Source organism: Bradyrhizobium jicamae (assembly GCF_018130215.1).
In the GTDB taxonomy this organism is placed as follows: domain Bacteria; phylum Pseudomonadota; class Alphaproteobacteria; order Rhizobiales; family Xanthobacteraceae; genus Bradyrhizobium; species Bradyrhizobium jicamae_A.
Genome location: NZ_JAFCKQ010000006.1, coordinates 149703 through 165324 on the forward strand (window position 1 = coordinate 149703; position 15622 = coordinate 165324).

Annotated in this window: 13 protein-coding genes and 1 pseudogene; 5 read left to right on the forward strand and 9 right to left on the reverse strand. The window is 62.6% G+C overall.

The features are described from left to right. The first annotated feature begins 169 nt into the window (after nt 1-169). Complete coding sequence (locus JQ586_RS10580) at nt 170-559, forward strand: carboxymuconolactone decarboxylase family protein (protein WP_212394473.1); 390 nt, start codon at nt 170-172, stop codon at nt 557-559. Between the two features lie 225 nt (nt 560-784). On the opposite strand, the pseudogene JQ586_RS41300 reads toward JQ586_RS10580, so the two are convergent. Then, a pseudogene (locus JQ586_RS41300) lies at nt 785-946 on the reverse strand (integrase); the annotation flags it as partial. 50 nt (nt 947-996) lie between these two features. On the opposite strand from JQ586_RS41300, the gene JQ586_RS10585 reads away from it, so the two are divergent. Then, nucleotides 997-1257: a hypothetical protein gene (locus tag JQ586_RS10585; RefSeq protein WP_212394474.1), complete on the forward strand. Its 261-nt coding sequence runs from the start codon at nt 997-999 to the stop codon at nt 1255-1257. A gap of 122 nt (nt 1258-1379) precedes the next feature. Here JQ586_RS10585 and JQ586_RS10590 read toward each other — a convergent pair whose 3' ends face one another. Next, nucleotides 1380-3095 carry a SulP family inorganic anion transporter gene (locus JQ586_RS10590; protein ID WP_212394475.1) on the reverse strand — a complete coding sequence of 572 codons (1716 nt, stop codon included), beginning with the start codon at nt 3093-3095 and terminating at the stop codon, nt 1380-1382. A 249-nt stretch (nt 3096-3344) separates the two neighbouring features. On the opposite strand from JQ586_RS10590, the gene JQ586_RS10595 reads away from it, so the two are divergent. Beyond that, on the forward strand, nt 3345-3665 hold the full coding sequence (locus JQ586_RS10595; RefSeq protein WP_212394476.1) for an EthD family reductase: 321 nt from the start codon (nt 3345-3347) through the stop codon (nt 3663-3665). A 135-nt stretch (nt 3666-3800) separates the two neighbouring features. Here the strand turns inward: JQ586_RS10595 and JQ586_RS10600 are convergent, their stop codons facing one another. Next, nucleotides 3801-4019 carry a hypothetical protein gene (locus JQ586_RS10600; protein WP_212394477.1) on the reverse strand — a complete coding sequence of 73 codons (219 nt, stop codon included), beginning with the start codon at nt 4017-4019 and terminating at the stop codon, nt 3801-3803. Between the two features lie 238 nt (nt 4020-4257). Here JQ586_RS10600 and JQ586_RS10605 point away from each other — a divergent pair, with 238 nt between their 5' ends. Beyond that, nucleotides 4258-5217 (forward strand): hypothetical protein, encoded by a 960-nt coding sequence (locus tag JQ586_RS10605; protein WP_312016948.1) that lies wholly within the window; start codon nt 4258-4260, stop codon nt 5215-5217. A gap of 129 nt (nt 5218-5346) precedes the next feature. Here the strand turns inward: JQ586_RS10605 and JQ586_RS10610 are convergent, their stop codons facing one another. Then, the gene (locus JQ586_RS10610) at nt 5347-7035 is read right to left on the reverse strand and encodes a Na/Pi cotransporter family protein (RefSeq protein ID WP_212394478.1); all 1689 of its coding nucleotides are present in this window, start codon (nt 7033-7035) and stop codon (nt 5347-5349) included. A 579-nt stretch (nt 7036-7614) separates the two neighbouring features. Here JQ586_RS10610 and JQ586_RS10615 point away from each other — a divergent pair. Further along, a complete protein-coding gene (locus JQ586_RS10615; RefSeq protein ID WP_212394479.1) occupies nt 7615-7806 on the forward strand; it encodes a hypothetical protein in 192 nt (63 codons plus the stop codon). 197 nt (nt 7807-8003) lie between these two features. Here the strand turns inward: JQ586_RS10615 and JQ586_RS10620 are convergent, their stop codons facing one another. The 5 genes from JQ586_RS10620 to JQ586_RS10640 all read right to left on the reverse strand — a co-directional run bounded on the left by JQ586_RS10620 (nt 8004) and on the right by JQ586_RS10640 (nt 15500). Beyond that, nucleotides 8004-8783: an alpha/beta fold hydrolase gene (locus tag JQ586_RS10620; RefSeq protein WP_212394480.1), complete on the reverse strand. Its 780-nt coding sequence runs from the start codon at nt 8781-8783 to the stop codon at nt 8004-8006. A 3-nt stretch (nt 8784-8786) separates the two neighbouring features. Continuing rightward, nucleotides 8787-10082: an O-acetylhomoserine aminocarboxypropyltransferase gene (locus JQ586_RS10625; protein WP_212394481.1), complete on the reverse strand. Its 1296-nt coding sequence runs from the start codon at nt 10080-10082 to the stop codon at nt 8787-8789. Between the two features lie 48 nt (nt 10083-10130). Beyond that, nucleotides 10131-11435 (reverse strand): nicotinate phosphoribosyltransferase, encoded by a 1305-nt coding sequence (pncB, locus tag JQ586_RS10630; protein ID WP_212394482.1) that lies wholly within the window; start codon nt 11433-11435, stop codon nt 10131-10133. A gap of 61 nt (nt 11436-11496) precedes the next feature. Continuing rightward, a complete protein-coding gene (locus tag JQ586_RS10635) occupies nt 11497-15033 on the reverse strand; it encodes a molybdopterin cofactor-binding domain-containing protein (RefSeq protein ID WP_212394483.1) in 3537 nt (1178 codons plus the stop codon). Next, nucleotides 15033-15500 carry a (2Fe-2S)-binding protein gene (locus JQ586_RS10640; RefSeq protein WP_212394484.1) on the reverse strand — a complete coding sequence of 156 codons (468 nt, stop codon included), beginning with the start codon at nt 15498-15500 and terminating at the stop codon, nt 15033-15035. Before JQ586_RS10640 ends, JQ586_RS10635 begins: the two co-directional genes overlap by 1 nt. Between the last annotated feature and the right edge of the window lie 122 nt (nt 15501-15622).

Sequence of the window (15622 nt, forward strand, 5' to 3'; positions counted from 1 at the left end):
TTTACTGAGACCGCACCAAACTGGGGCGATTGACCCGCAGCCCACATTGACCGGTCTAAAATCCCGCAATGCAGCGTGATTTTGGGCCGACAAAACTGCTAGTTAGAAACTTACTTGCTCGGGCGGTGTCACGCACTGCCGGGCCGTGCCACCAAGAGGGAGAGCAGTCATGAGAACGATACTGGCGAGTGTCGGTCTAGCGCTGTTGTTGGCCTTGGCAACTGAACCAAGCGTCAGCGCTCAGGAGGCCCCTGAATGGATGAAACAGACACTTCCTGATCAGGCACTGAAGCAGCATTGGGACGAACAGCGGGCCATAATGAATCCCACGGGAGCTTTGGACGGGAAAACCAAGCAGCTCATTGGCCTCGCTGTGGCAGCACAAATTCCTTGTGCATATTGCGTTTACGGTCACACCAAAGCGGCAAAAGCCGCTGGCGCGACCGATGCTCAAATAAAGGAGGCCATTGCAACCGCCGCGCTCGTCCGTTTCAACAGCACAATGCTGAATGGCTCAGACGGCGGCCGCGATGCCGACTCGGTCTTCACTTCAAAATGAGTCAGGCCATCGACTGAAGGCGGCCTCCTTTTTGCGCTCATTCAAAAGCTCCCGGTGTCGCATTGAATACGGCCTCATCGCCGCCGGGATCGTCGTTGCTATTTTGTCAGCGCTGTCGCCTGAACGGGGTCGCGCTAGCTGGTTCTTATTGTAGCCCATGAGGCCGTTGTTGGCCCGAAGCTGCTGATGGCCGAGGGGCAGAGCATGTCTGCTCTGCCCTGTAGGTCAGACATCGACTTGCTCGGCAATCGTGAGCGCATCGTCCACCTCGATGCCGAGATAGCGCACCGTGCTTTCGATCTTGGAGTGGCTGAGCAAAACCTGTACCGCTCGCAAATTCCCGGTGCGGCGGTAGATCAGCGTTGCCTTGGTCCGTCGCAGAGAGTTTAGGATGCCGAACAGATTGGAACGGTCGCATTATTGGAATCGAATGCCTATTGAAGGAAAGCCGCCCCGATCTACCTGACAACGTGGCGCTATTGGTGTCGCTAAAGCACCTGCACAAAGCGCCATCCCTAGTGGATGCTGACGTTTGTTGGGGACATCCTAGTGGTTATATCGAAGCCAGCTTTCTACCTGCCTGTGTCGAGTTCTCCCGCGACCATCTTGAAGACCTGGTCAAACGGTTGCCCGAACTTTTCACCATCCTCAAGCAGGCCATCCGACGCGGCAGACTACTCTCGCTGATGGATAAGTGAAGCCAAGATGTCTGCTGTTAGCCCCTACCGACCGATTCCATCACCTGCATGTCGCCTATCAGGGTAGACCCGGACTTGGTCGACGCGCCGCCATATCGGCGCAAATGACTCATGTTCGGTGTTCACAGATCGTCCCGTTCGGGCGGCGCGACGCGTTGTGCCGCCCGCAGATAGGCTTTCAGAGCTTGGCGTAGCGTAGGGACGATCCATGTTTCATGTTCCGGTCGGTAGAGACCGGCTTCCTGAAACCATGCAAGGAACTCGGCCTTGCGCCCAGCGAGTATCAGGGACGCTCCGCGCGCTTCCAGGCTCTCTCGCAAGTCGCGAAGCGCATACAGACCAGTTGTATCAATCTGGCTGACTGGAATTGCATCAATCACAAACCACCGAAGTTCGGGGCCTGCTGCCTCGGCTGCCGCCAAGGCCCTCGTTTTGAAGTAATCAGAATTGAAGAAAGTGAGCGGGCCATCGAAGCGATAGAGTACGAGACCCGGAAACGTCTTCGCGTCCGGATGTCGTTCGATCGAATGAAGGCCGGGAAGCCCAACGACTGTCCCCAAGACTTCGTCCCTGGGCCGTGCAGTCAATTTGACAAAGCGCATCAGGGCCAACGCAACCGCGATGAGGATTCCATTGATGGCACCCAGTGCGACGACTCCCAGAGTTGTGGCCGCGGCCAGGCCGACCTCCGTACGATCGATGCTCCAAATCTCTCGTAGCGTTTGAATGTCGAACAGCGAAATTGAAGCGAAAATCAGCATCGCTCCCAGAGTAGCAATCGGCAGGTATTGCAGGGGACCCGTCAAGAACAACAGCACTGCGGTGATCGTGACCGCCGCCACCAAGCCCGTCACTTGGGTGCGGCCGCCAGCAGTAACGGCTACCGCCGTGCGCGAGTCAGCGCCAGTCACCGCGAATCCTTGAGACAAGGCGGAGGCGAGGTTCGCAGCGCCAAAGGCTGCCAATTCACGATCTGCGTCGATGTCGTATCCACCCTTCGACGCAAAGCTTCGCGCCGTCAGCATACCACTCGAAAACAGAACAAGGGCCAACCCCGCCGCACTGCCAAGCAGAGATGGTACGTCCTCCAGAGGAAATCTGGGCAATTGCAGCGGCGGGACACCACCAGGGACCGGCCCTAGAATTGCAACTCCATACCGGTCCAATCCGAACAGCGCGACCGCCGCACCCGCAGCTATCAATATGAGCGGAGCAGCCGGAAGTCGCGGCGCCCAGCGCGCCAGCCCAAACAATATGAACAAGCTTGCCGCTCCCACGATCAGCGTCGGAACCTGCGTCTGCGGAAGCTTGGCGAAGATCTCGAGCAGTTGCGGGATGATCCTTTCGGATTCAATGGAGAAGCCAAAGAGCTTGCCGATCTGCCCGAGGCAGATCGAAATTGCCACCCCATTCAAAAGCCCGACCAGGATTGGCTTGGAGAGAAATTCCGCCAGTGCCCCGAGCCGGAAAAAACTCGCGGCAATGCACAATATGCCGGCTAGAAACGTAACTGCGACCGACATCGACCAGTACAGTTCGCCATTTCCACCCGCCAGCGGAGCTACTGCAGCAGCGACCATGGCGCACACCGCAGCATCGGGATTTACCATCATTTGCCGCGAAGTGCCGAAGATGGCGTATGCGACCAGTGGAAGAATGCTCGAATAGAGTCCTACGACAGGATTGAAGCCCGCCAGCTGCGCGTAGGCGATCGCGACCGGCAAGGCCACCGCGGCAACAGAGACCCCTGCCAACAGATCGTGCCGAAAGTCTTCGGCAAAACTGTAGGACAAGAGCTTTGCCAATCCGGGTGCGATAAGCGTCAAACGGTCAACCATGCCGGATCACGGATCAAGATGCGTGGGGCGCGAGTCATGCAAGTCTAGCTGCGGGGGCGAACCTCCGCCAGTGGCCGAAGCCGAGCAGCTTCGTCGCCCAGGGCTGGGTTGGGATTGAGGTCACTCCCAACCTCGCGTTAGCGATCCCCAACCGCGGCTTTTGACCTGAAGCGGACGTCGTGTCGCAAGCTCGTCCACCGTATAGTAGCTTGTGCCGGTCTGCTGGTTCCAACATTGTGGAGTCCCGCCATGACTTACAAGATTATCGGCATCCTGAAGCGTCCGGATGGAATGACGTTTGAGCAATTCAAGACATGGTGGGTTGAGGTTCACGTTCCACGCGTGATGAAGTGGCCCGGTATCGTCGCCTATGAAATCAATTTCCCGCTGAACGAAAACGAATCGTTCGACGGAGTGGCGGCGGTTTCTTTTGACACCAGGGAGGCTGCCGAAAAGGTTTTTCAGATCCCCGAAGGAAACAGCGCACGTTCAGCCGCTATTACCGAGACAAGCCGAAATGTCATCTTTGTCGCCGAAGAAGTTGTTATCGTGCCGCGTCCAGCAAGATAGGACGCCCGTTGGTGGCCCTTACCGGCCGACCCCAGCACCTGTCTGCATGTCGGGGGGTAGACCGGACATGGTCGACGCGCGGCCATATCGACGCAAATGACCCTGAGACATCGGCGCAGGGCATCTGACCCGCGCCTAGGACCACGGCGGCTCTTCGCTCGCCCCGGCTGACTCGTGGTGGATCGTGATGCCCGCCGAACGCAAGGCGGTCAGCAATACGGTTCTTACAGAGGCAGGATCGTATACAATGTCCTTGGCGTTTGGTGGATGTGCCTCGCTGCCCTTCAATCGGAGCACCACGTGCAATTGCTCGCAAAGGTGCCGAACGACGAGATTGACCTGATCGTCAGTCATGATCTGCTTTTCCTGCTGCCATTTGCCACCCGACTAGGTAGCACACATGAAATAGGGCGGCGCGGATACCGCCCAGAGGATCAACCCCATCCGACTACCCTTGGGCGGGGTCCAAGATCATCCGCCTTGAGGGCTGAAATATGTTGCTGAAAAATCGGGAAGGTTGAGGCGTCTGGGCGCAACCGGTATAGTTGTCCGACAGCATCGCAAATCGGCTGGCTTCGCACTGGGGGGCGTCGTGCGGACTTCTGGGCAGCGCCGGAATGCCGGCGGGAAGACCGTTCATCTGATTATCACGGTGCTCTTTTGCGCCGCAATTGACTTTGGCACATCCAACGCCGCATTTTGCAAAGACCCTTCCTCCAGTGACTCGGACGGTGATGAAGGATCGAAAGGTCCGACGACGCCGACGATCTATCTCGACATGCGTACGACATACGCAGCGGTACCCGAAGGCTCCTTGCCGGTCGGGTTTGGCAATTCGGCTCTTTTTACCGCACTGCAGGCGCATGCGCTCTCCAGCGACCGTGCTCTCGCCACCGCGCCGAACAGCATCCCTCTGCCGTCCCGTCAATCCATCGCAGTCGATCTGCCGCTGACGGTGGACGTGACCGACAAGGTGTCGTTGTATGCGGGCGTTTCCGGAACTACGACCTACGCCAGCATGCAGGGGTGGTCCCCCTTCGATGTCACCAGTTGGAATGTCGGTTTCCAGGCCGAGGTCTACAGTCAGAAGGGCGGCTCGATTCCAACGGTCACCTGGCAGTCCACCTTCACGCAGTCGGTCCCTAACGGTCCGACCGGGACGACGACGTTCAACAATATTCTCGAATTCAGCTATGCTCTCAACAAGGATGAGACACGAGGATTGTTGGCGGGCGTGGAGGACACGCGGGTCGAAGTGGCCGAAGCATTCGCAAGAATCCATCCGAACATTATCGGCTATGTCGGTGGTTACTACCAATGGCCGGACAACTGGAAATTCACCGGCCGCGTCGGCGTGCAGTCGTTCGGTGGTGCGCAGTTTTTGAATCTCGCACCCGTCCCGTCCTTCACCCAGCCGATCCTGCGGCTGGATCTCGACCGCATGGACGACAATGACAATCGTTTATTCGGCGTCACGGCCCAGATCATGTGGGTGCCGAAACCAGCTTTCCAACTGACGCTGAGAACGCCGCTGTATTTCGTGCGCAATTGAGGCTCTCCTCTCGCGCTCGAAGGGCTGGTGCATTAGCTTTGGATATCGTACTCGTGCGGGGGCGTGACCGAACATCAGTCGGCCAGCCGCTTAATGAGTACATGCCATGGAGCGATCGCTCCAGTCCATTTACGACCGACCGTGAACGGGCGCCGAAACCCTGTCGGCATCCGATGTGCTTTGCTCGTCGCTCGCTGTCTCACCGGCCGCGTCCAACACGGGATAGGCGACCGAGCAGATGTGCGAGTGGATACGCCGGAGGTCGCGTAGCACGTCGAGATGTAGCGACGTAGTCTCGATGGTTTCAGGGCGTCCCTCGCGAAGCCGCTCAAGATGGCGTTCAGTGGCGGCGAGCTCGGCCGTACGCAGTGCGGTCTTCTCGGCGAGCAGCTTGCGCGCCTCACCGGCATTACCCGACATAAATACCCCGAAGGCGAGCCGCAGTGAGTCGATTGTCCGCTTGTGGAAGGCGGACAATTCCTCGGCGCCTTCGGTTGAGAATTGCAGGCGACGCTTGATCTTCTTGGTCGCCAACTCGCTCAGATTCTTATCGATGATGTCGCCGATATGCTCGAGATTGATCGCGAAGGCGACGATTTCCATGGCGCGCTGGCCCTCGCGCTCGTCGAGGCTGCCGCGGGTCAGCTTGGTGACGTAGAGCTTGATCGCCTCGTTCAGGCTGTCGATGTTATTGTCCATTTGCGACACCTGTTCGACGAGGCTGCGATCGTTGTTCATCATCGCCGCCATCACCTTGCGCAGCATGATTTCGACCTGATCGCCCATGTGCAGCACTTCGCGTGCAGCGTCAGCTAGCGCGAGCGAAGGCGTCTCCAGGGCGCTTTCATCAAGGTGGCGCGGGCGTGACGGGTCAGCTGCCTGCACCTGCTTCGGCAGCAGCCGCTTGAGCAACCTTGCCATGCCGTCGAGCACGCCAATGAAAAGGATTGCGGTCGCCACATTGAAGGCGATGTGGAACAGTGCAGTTGCCTTGGCGAGATCGGGCTGCCAGGCGTGGAGGTGCTCGGTGATCGGGCGCAGCAGCGGCGCCACCAACAGGATGCCGACGAGACGGTTGACCAAATTGCCGACCGGCAGGCGATAGCTGGCGGGGTCGTCGCGTCGGGCGCCCTCCACCAGCGGATTGATCGCGCTACCGAGATTGGCGCCAAGCACCAGCGCGAACGCCGCATAGGGCGTGATGAACTGGGAATACGCCAGCGACATCACCAGCAGCACGCTGGCGACGCTGGAATGGACCAGCCAAGTGACGGCGGCGCCGATCAGGATGCAAAGCACTGGGTCACCAGTGATGGCACCGAGAAAGACGCGCACGCCAGGGGCATTCTCGGCCGGCGCCAGTGTATCGAGCAGGATATGCAGGGAAAGCAGCATCAAGCCGAGCCCGATCGAGACGCGGCCGAGGTCCTTGATCCGCGATCGTGGCCCGCTGCGGAATGCGACGAGCCCGAGGACGAACAGCACCGGGGCGATGGCCTGGACGTTGAACGACAACACCTGCACGATGAGGGTCGTGCCGACATTGGCGCCGAGCATGATGGCCAGCGCCGGAACAAGACTAACCAATCCCTCCGCCGCAAACGAACTCGTGATCAGGGCGGTCGCGGTCGAACTCTGGAGCAGGGCGGTCAAGCCGAGGCCGGCCGCAAAGGCGGCAGAGCGGTTGCCCAACGCCTTGCCTAACAACAGCCGCAGGTCAGGGCCGAATGCCCGCAGGACGCCGCTGTGCACCATGTGGAGGCCCCACAGAAGCAGCGCCACACCGCCCATCAGATCGAGTAAGACCATGCTTCCCATGTCTGCGCACGTCCCGGCAAATTCGAGTCCAATAGATCAAGCTACTGCCATACGACCGCGAATCAACCCCTTAGTCGAGGCAATTCGCGTCGCCGCCCCCGGCTTGAAAGAGCGGTCTGCGCCTCATCCAGCAAGATGTACTGATAGAGCGCGACGCCGTGGTCGGCGATCAGAGCAGTTTCGCTGAAACCGTGAACGCTTACCCTGAAAAGAAGCTAGTCTCGTAGTCCGCTGACGGCTTCTGCATCGGAAAAGGACCTGCAGCGGCGGCAATCGCTGCGAGGATTGAAACGACTTGCAAAGCGAACAGCACGCTCTCGTCCTCGCCGAGTCACCCCCCAATCCGGTGCCGGCCAAAAGTGTCGCGATCGAGAAGAAGATAAGGGTGCCAGTGAGCACCCACACGAACATTGTTTTCACATAAGAGCCGGTGCTGGATTAATCTCTGGCGCGTCGCTTTTGGGAACTGGAGGAAAGCAGCATGCGCTAGCAATCCGTTCTCGCCATAGCAGTCTTGGTCGTCTTGATCGCGCTCGGGGCACTTGTCATCTATGTTATGTACCTCATTAGAATAGACCTATGGCCAAGTTGATTAAGTCCCTTCGCAAGCAGGCCGACAAGGCAGAGCGCGCTGCAGAGTCCGCCCACGACGCCGATGTCGCTGATGAGTTGCATGCCATGGCCCGAGCCTACCGGGCACAGGCTGACGTAATCGGATCCAAGAAGGCGAAGGGTAAGAAAGACGTTTTGAAACGGCGCTCGAAGCAGTAGGGCTGCTGCCTAGTGGGCGGTCTCTTTCGGATGGTCAGCGATTGGCCCGTAGCTGAAGTTTGGTCTGCCTGTCAGCGCGTCGGCTAGTTGGCGTACAGCGGACGGGGCCTCGGTCGGCCCACAAGGATGGCTTTTGACCCGCAGGCGCGGATTGCGTCCGCGCCACCTTCTCTCACCAGGGGAGAACGGAAGAGAGACTACTGCAAAGCCGCCAGCAGTTCGTCGGGTTGCTCGACCATCATCATGTGGCCGGCGCCTGCGAGCACCACGGTGCGGGCGTTCGGAGTCGCAGCGGCGAGCGTCTTGCCGGCCTTCGCCGGGGTCATCATGTCGCGCTCGCCGAGGATGAAGGTCGCGGGCACCTTGACCGCGGCCGCGGCTGCCAGCCCGTTCTGGTAGGCGTTGCAGGCGTTGAGGTCGTTGTACAGCACGCCGCTCCGCGCCTCCTGCAGCACCCGCTGCGCGCCCTGGTGCATCCAGAGGCCCGGCGCGAGGCTGCCGCCGAGTTCGGCCTTGAAGCCGAGGCCCCAGATCGAGACCATGTCGATCGCGGCGGGGTCGTTGGCTTCGGCGGCCTTCAGGAGATCGGGGCCGACCGTCATGGTCGCGGCGGTGCCGATCAGCGCGAGGCCGGAGACCTTGTCGGGATGCCGCACGGAGGTCTCGAGCGCGATCAGCGAGCCCATCGAGTGGCCGATCAGCCGTGCCTTCGTGGCGCCGGCGGCGGCGATCAGCGCCGCGGTCCAGTCGGCCATCCCGGCAATGGTCGGCAGCGGCTTGCCGGAGGAGCGGCCGTGGCCGGGCAGGTCGGGCGCCAGCACGGAGAAGCCGTGATGGGCGAACCAGCGACTGTGCAGCGCCCAAGTCGAGGAATCGAACCCGGCGCCGTGGATCATCACCACGGCGGGGATCGATGCATCGAACGGTCTGCCGCCGGTGGCGATGAAGGTCTCGATGCCGTTGACGGAAAGCTGCATGGCTCAGGTCCTTTGCGAGGCGCGCAGCGCCTGGCCGAGATCGTCGATGATGTCCTGCACGGTCTCGATGCCGACCGAGAGCCGCACCAGTTCCTCGCCGATGCCGGCGGCCTTGAGCTGCCCGGCGTCCATCTGCTGATGCGTGGTGCTGGCGGGGTGGATCACCAGCGTCTTGGCGTCGCCGACATTGGCGAGATGGCTGATCAGCTTCAGAGACTCGATGAACTTCTTGCCGGCGGCGCGGCCGCCCTTGATGCCGAAGCTGACGATCGAGCCGGCGCCGCGCGGCAGGAGCTTCTTGGCGAGCGCATGATCGGTATGGCTCTCCAGCGACGGATGCAACACCCAGTCGACAGCCTTGCTGGTTGTCAGGAAGTCCAGCACCGCATGGGTGTTGCTGATGTGACGGTCCATGCGCACGCCGAGCGTTTCGATACCCTGCAGCAGCTGGAAGGCGTTGGTCGGCGACAGGCAGGCGCCGAAATCGCGTAATCCTTCCGTGCGCGCGCGCATGATGAAGGCGGCCTTGCCGAACTGCTCGTCGAAGACGATACCGTGATAGCCGGCATAAGGCTCGGTGAGCTGCGGGAACTTGCCGGAGGCGCGCCAGTCGAACCGGCCGCCGTCGACGATGACGCCGCCGATCGCAATCCCGTGGCCGCCCATCCATTTGGTCGCCGAGTTCATCACGATGTCGGCGCCAAGCTCGATCGGCTGGCTCAGATAGGGCGTCGCGAAGGTGTTGTCGATCAGGAGCGGCATCTTCGCGTCATGCGCGATCTGCGCGACCGCGGGGATGTCGAGGACCTCGAGCCCGGGGTTGCCGATGGTCTCGCCGATCACGAGCCGCGTGTTCGGCCTGATCGCGGCCCGGAACTCGTCGAGCGCGCGCGGCTTCACGAACGTGGTCGTGATGCCGAAACGCGGCAGCGTGTGCGCCAGCAGGTTGATGGTGCCGCCATAGAGCGAGGCGGAGGCGACGATATGGTCGCCGGCGTTGAGCAGCGTCGCGATCGCAAGATGCATCGCTGCCATGCCGCTTGCGGTGCAGATCGCGCCGACACCGCATTCGAGCGCGGCGATGCGCTCTTCCAGTACCGCGGTCGTCGGGTTGGAGATGCGGGTGTAGATGTGGCCGGCGCGTTCCAGATTGAACAGCGCCGCGGCGTGGTCGGCATCCTGGAAGACGTAGGACGTGGTCTGGTAGATCGGCACTGCACGCGATCCAGTGACCGGATCGGGGCGCTGGCCGGCATGCAGGCTCAGGGTTTCGAAGGCAGGCGGCTTGGGTGCGGGCATGCGAAGCTCGTCGTGTCAGTCGGTGAAAGTGATCGGTCTGTCGGATTGTTAGACGTGAACTGCGGTGCGAACACGGCCGACATTGCCGAACACGCGCAGATAGCGGTCGACTTCGGACGGGATGCCGGTCGCCTTCTCCGGATTGTCGGAGAGTTTCACGGCCGGCCGGCCGTCGACCGACGTCACCTTGCAGACGATCGAGATCGGGTCGAGCTCGGCGGAGCCGTCGGGCGCGCAGCCGACGAAATCATTGGTGAGGTTGGTGCCCCAGCCGAAGCTGACGCGGACGCGGCCCTTGAAGTGGTGGAAGGTCTCCTCGATCGAGCCGACATCCATGGCATCGGAGAACACCAGAAGCTTCTCCTTGGGATCGCGGCCCTTCTGCTTCCACCACTTGATGATCTCTTCTCCCGCGGTGATCGCCGGCGCGCTGTCGGGACGAAAGCCGGTCCAGTCCGCGACCCATTCCGGCGCATCGCGCAGAAACGGCTTGGTGCCGTACGCGTCGGGCAGGGCGATCAGGAGGTTGCCGCCATAGGTATGGCGCCACTGGTCGAGGATGCGATAGGGCGCCCAGCGCAACTCCTCGTCGGAATTGGCGAGCGCAGCGGCCACCATCGGCAATTCGTGTGCGTTGGTACCGATCGCCTCGAGATCGTTGTCCATCGCGAGGAGCACGTTCGACGTGCCGGTAAAGCATGGGCCGAGGCCTTCCTTCACGGCCTCGACGCACCAGCGCTGCCAAAGGAAGCCGTGGCGGCGGCGTGTGCCGAAATCGGACAAGCGCAAGCCCTCCAGCTTGCGCAGCCGCTCGACCTTGGTCCACAACTTGGCCTTGGCGCGGGCGTAGAGCACGTCGAGCGCGAAGCGGCCATATTCCTTGGTCGCCGCACGGGAGCGCAGCTCGTTGAGGATCGCGAGCGCCGGGATTTCCCACATCGTGGTGTGGGTCCACGGCCCGTGGAAATGCAGCTCATACTGGCCGTCGACCTTCTTCAGCTCATATTCGGGCAGCTGGAAGGTCGAGAGCCAGTTGATGAAGTCGGGCGAGAACATCTGGGTCTTGCCGTAGAACGTGTTACCGGCGAGCCAGATCAGCTCCTTCTTGGTAAAACGGATGGAGCGGGCATGGTCGAGCTGGGCGCGCAACTCGGCCTCGTCGATGATTTCGGCGAGCCGGATATGGGTCGAGCGGTTGATGACCGAAAAGGTCGTACGCGTCTCCGGGTAGCATTCCCGGATCATCCGCTGCATCAATAGCTTATAGAAATCGGTGTCGAGCAGGCTGCGCACGATCGGGTCGAGCCGCCAGCCGTGGTTGTAGGTCCGGGTTGCAATATCTGTGACCGTCATGCGGGAACTGTAGCGTGCCGGGCGCCGGCCGCCCAGTGGGTTTCGGGCGGAATATGGCAGGTCAGCGCGCTATGTTCTGGCGGATACGGCCCACCGTTGCGCCGACATCGGCCCATCCAGGCCTGCCGGGGGCGAATTGCCGCCTGAGATAGGAGACCAACTCGGCGACCTGGCTGTCGGTCATGCTGTCCTTGAAGGCCGGCATGTAGCCGAGATCGGTGACCGCCGGCCTTGTGATGCCGTGCAGGATCACCTGGATCAGGTTGTCAGGCAGGTCGCTGTGGAGGTTGCTGTTCAGCGCCAGCGACGGCCGGCTGCCGAACAAAGGCGGTCCGCCGACCTCGTGGCAGACCGCGCAGGCGCCTTGGTAGATCCGCGCGCCCGTGGAGGCGGCAATGGTCGCCGCGGTGTCGGTCTCGATCCGAGCCGCCAAAGCCTCCATGGCAGTCCGGTCGGCCGTGGCCTTGTTGAAAGAGGCGAGGTAGACGGCCATTGCGCGGATGTCATTGTCGGGCAGCGCGGCGAGCTCCTTCACGACCGGCGCCATGGGCCCGGCCGCAACGCCGTGGAAGCGGGATTCGCCGGTTCGCAGATAGGCGTAAAGCTCGTCCTCGCTCCAGGGGAGCGGCGCCTTTGACAGCGAGGTCAGCGCCGGCGCCTCCCAGCCTTCGGCGAGGCCGCCGGCGAGATAGGCGCTCTGCCGCTCGGCGCCCAGCACATTTCGGGGCGAGTGGCACGCGCTGCAATGGCCGAGACCCTCGATCAGGTAGGCGCCGCGATTCCATGTCTCCGACTTCGCTGGATCGGCCTGGAAGATCCGGGGTTCGTGGAACAGCGCATTCCATCCCGCAAGCAGCGGCCGCAGGTTGAACGGGAAGGCCAGCGCGTTCTTCGGCGTCTCGGCACGCACCGGCGCTTGCGCCATCAGGTGGGCGTAGAGCGCCTGCAAGTCGGCATCGTCAGCCTTCGCGAAATGCGTATAGGGAAATGCGGGATAGAGATGGCGCCCGTCGCGATGGATGCCCTCGCGCATCGCGCGCTCGAACGCAGGGTAAGACCAGGCGCCGATGCCGGTGTCGACGTCGGGCGTGATGTTGGTCGTGTAGATCGTGCCGAACGGTGTCTCGAGCGGTCGGCCGCCGGCATTCGGGACGCCATGATCGGAGGTGTGGCAGATTGCGCATGCACCGAGCGCCGCGAGTTCCTTGCCGCGGGCGATCGTCGCGACGGAATAGACCGATGCGTCGGGCCGGGCGATCGGCGCGATTGCGCGCCACGGCAGCACGGCCGCGCCGATGCCGATAGCCGCGGCGCACAGGGCCGCGACACCGGCGAGCATGCCGCCGCGTTTGATGAACGGATTTTGCCAACTGTCGAGCGGACCCGCCGGCGCGGGCGGGGGGAGAGGCGCCGGCACAACCGGTTGCTCGCCGCGCAGGCCCTTCAGGATGCGCTCCGGCGTGAACGGCAATTCGCGGAAGCGTACGCCCGTCGCGTCATAGATCGCATTCGCGATCGCAGCGGCGCTCGGCACCGATGCGGACTCGCCGACGCCGAGCGGCGGCTGATCCTGCCGCGGCAGCATCAGCACGTCGATCTTGGGCACGTCAGGAAATTTGATGATGGGATAGGCGCCCCATTCCCGCGCCGTCACCGCACCGCGCTCGAAGGAGACTTCCTCCATCAGCGCGCGGCTGGTCGACTGGATGACGTTACCCTCGATCTGGTGCCGCACGCCATCCGGATTGATCATCAATCCGGAATCCTGCCCGGCGACGACGCGGGTCACGCTGACGTCGCCGGTGGACTTGTTGACGGCGACGTCGGCGATCCAGGCCGACCACGCTGCGCCATAGCCGGGAAACTTGCTGTGCACGTAGAGTGCATAGGCAAAACCGCGGCCGTTGACGATATCGCCCTCCGCCTCGGGATCCTGCCGGACCATGCGAGGCGTCCAACCCGCGCGTTCGGCGACTGCATTGACCAGGTCGATCGCCCGCTTGTCTTTCAGATAGCGCAGCCGGTATTCGATCGGATCGACCCCGGCTTCGGCGGCAAGCTCATCGATATAGGATTCATGCGCAAAGGTGTTCGGCAGCGCCGAGACGCCGCGGAACCAGGATGCGCGCAGGATCGGCGGCGTGTCGTTGGCGACGACGCGCAAATTCTCGAAATCGTAGGGTGGGATCGCGGTGCGGTCGCCCATCTCGAACACGGCCGCTTCAGGCGCGATCCGTCCGGTGAGCAGCAGCGCCAGGGTCGGCGCGCCGTTCGACGGGTAGCGCGTGGCAAAGTCGTAACCGGCGACACTGCCATCGGCGTTGAGCCCACCATTGACGTCCATCAGCTGAGCAGTGCCCTTCGGCTCCCAGGCGTGCTCCTGCTCGCGCGTCAGCTGCACGCGCACGGGGCGGCCGACCGCGCGCGACAGCAGCAGCGCGTCGGCGGAGACGTCGTCGGCGCAGTTGCGGCCGTAGCAGCCGGCCGCCTCCATCCTGACGACCTCGATCTCGGTCTCGGGCCGATCGATCAGGAGCGCGAGATCACCGCGCAGGATGTGCGGGTTCTGCGTGCCGGACCACACGCGGATAGCGCCGTCGCCGTAATCGGCAACCGAGCAGGATGGGCCGATCGAGCCGTGCATCTGGTACGGCCAGATGTAAGTCCGCGGCATCGGCTTGGTGGCTGCCCTGATCGCTTCGTCGACATCGCCCTTGTCGATCAGTGTGCGCGGCGTCGACGGGTTTGCGCGAAGCGCTTTCTCGATGTCGGTAAGATCGGTCAGCGCCGGCGCCGGCTTCCAGCTGACCTTGAGCTGCGCCGCCGCCTTGATCGCATTCTCCTCGCGCTCGGCGACGACGCCGACGAAATCCGCGATCTGCACCACCGCGACGATGCCGGGAATATCGCGAACCGACGCCTCGTCGACCGCGATCAGGCTGGTGCCGACAAACGGGCCGGCATCGACGCCGGCATAGGGCGGGCGGACGACGCGGCCGTGCAGCATACCGGGCAGGCGGACGTCGTGGACATAGACGAGTTCGCCGGTGGCCTTTGCAGGCAGGTCGACGCGTGGAACGGATTTGCCGACCACGGAATAGGCACTGATGGCCTTGACCGGAACGTCGTCGGCCAGCTCGAGCCGGATAGTCTCGCCCGCGATCAACTCGCCATAGCTGAGGCTGCGGTTGTCGTGGCCGCGGATCAGTCCGTCTTCGACCGCAAGCTCGCCGGCCGGCAATTCGAGCCGCCCGGCCGCGCGCGCGATCAGGAAATGGCGCGCCTGTGCGGCGGCCATGCGCAAGGGAACGGCTGATATCTGGATCGTCTCGCTCGCGATCGTCGCGCCCTGGTTCGGCACCACGGCGGTGTCGCCAAGGATCACGACGACGCGGGCAAACGACACGTCGAGCTCTTCGGCAACGATCTGCCCGAGCGCGGTGCGGATGCCGGTTCCGAGATCGACGTGACCGTTGTAGGCGTTCACCGCGCCGTCCGAGGTGATGGTGATGAAGGTCTCGAGTGCGCCATCGGTGCTCGAACTCGTGCGACGGACGACCGACAACGAGCCGCGCTGACCTTGCTCCGCGCCGGTCATCAATCGCGTGCCTCGAGCGCGTGGCCGGCGGCGCGCATCGCCGCACGGACGATTTCGATATGTGCTCCGCAGCGGCAAAGATTGTAGCGCAGCGCTTCCAGCACCTCGTGCTCGGAGGGGGCCGGATTGCGCGTGAGCAGCGCCTTGGTGGTGATGATCATGCCGTTGAGGCAGTAACCGCACTGCGCGGCCTGCTCGGCGATGAAGGCTTCCTGCACCGGATCGGGATGCGCGCGCGTGCCGAGGCCTTCGAGTGTTACGATGCCGCGGCCCTCGCAGCCTTCGATCGGAATCACGCAGGAGCGCGCGGCGACGCCGTCGATCAGCACGGCGCAGGCGCCGCATTCGCCGAGCCCGCAACCATATTTCGGTCCGTTCAATGCGAGATCGTTGCGCAACACATGGAGCAATGCGGTGTCGGGAGCGGCGTCGACATCATGGATCCTGCCGTTCACGGTCAGGCGCATCGCCCTGGTTCTCCCCTCGTGTTTGCGCCGCAACGCCCAGTGTCAAAGCGCTGACGAGGATAACGTTTGTATACAAACGTGCAAGCGGCGGCATGCCGCGCTGCAGCGCGTGCACGCTTTAT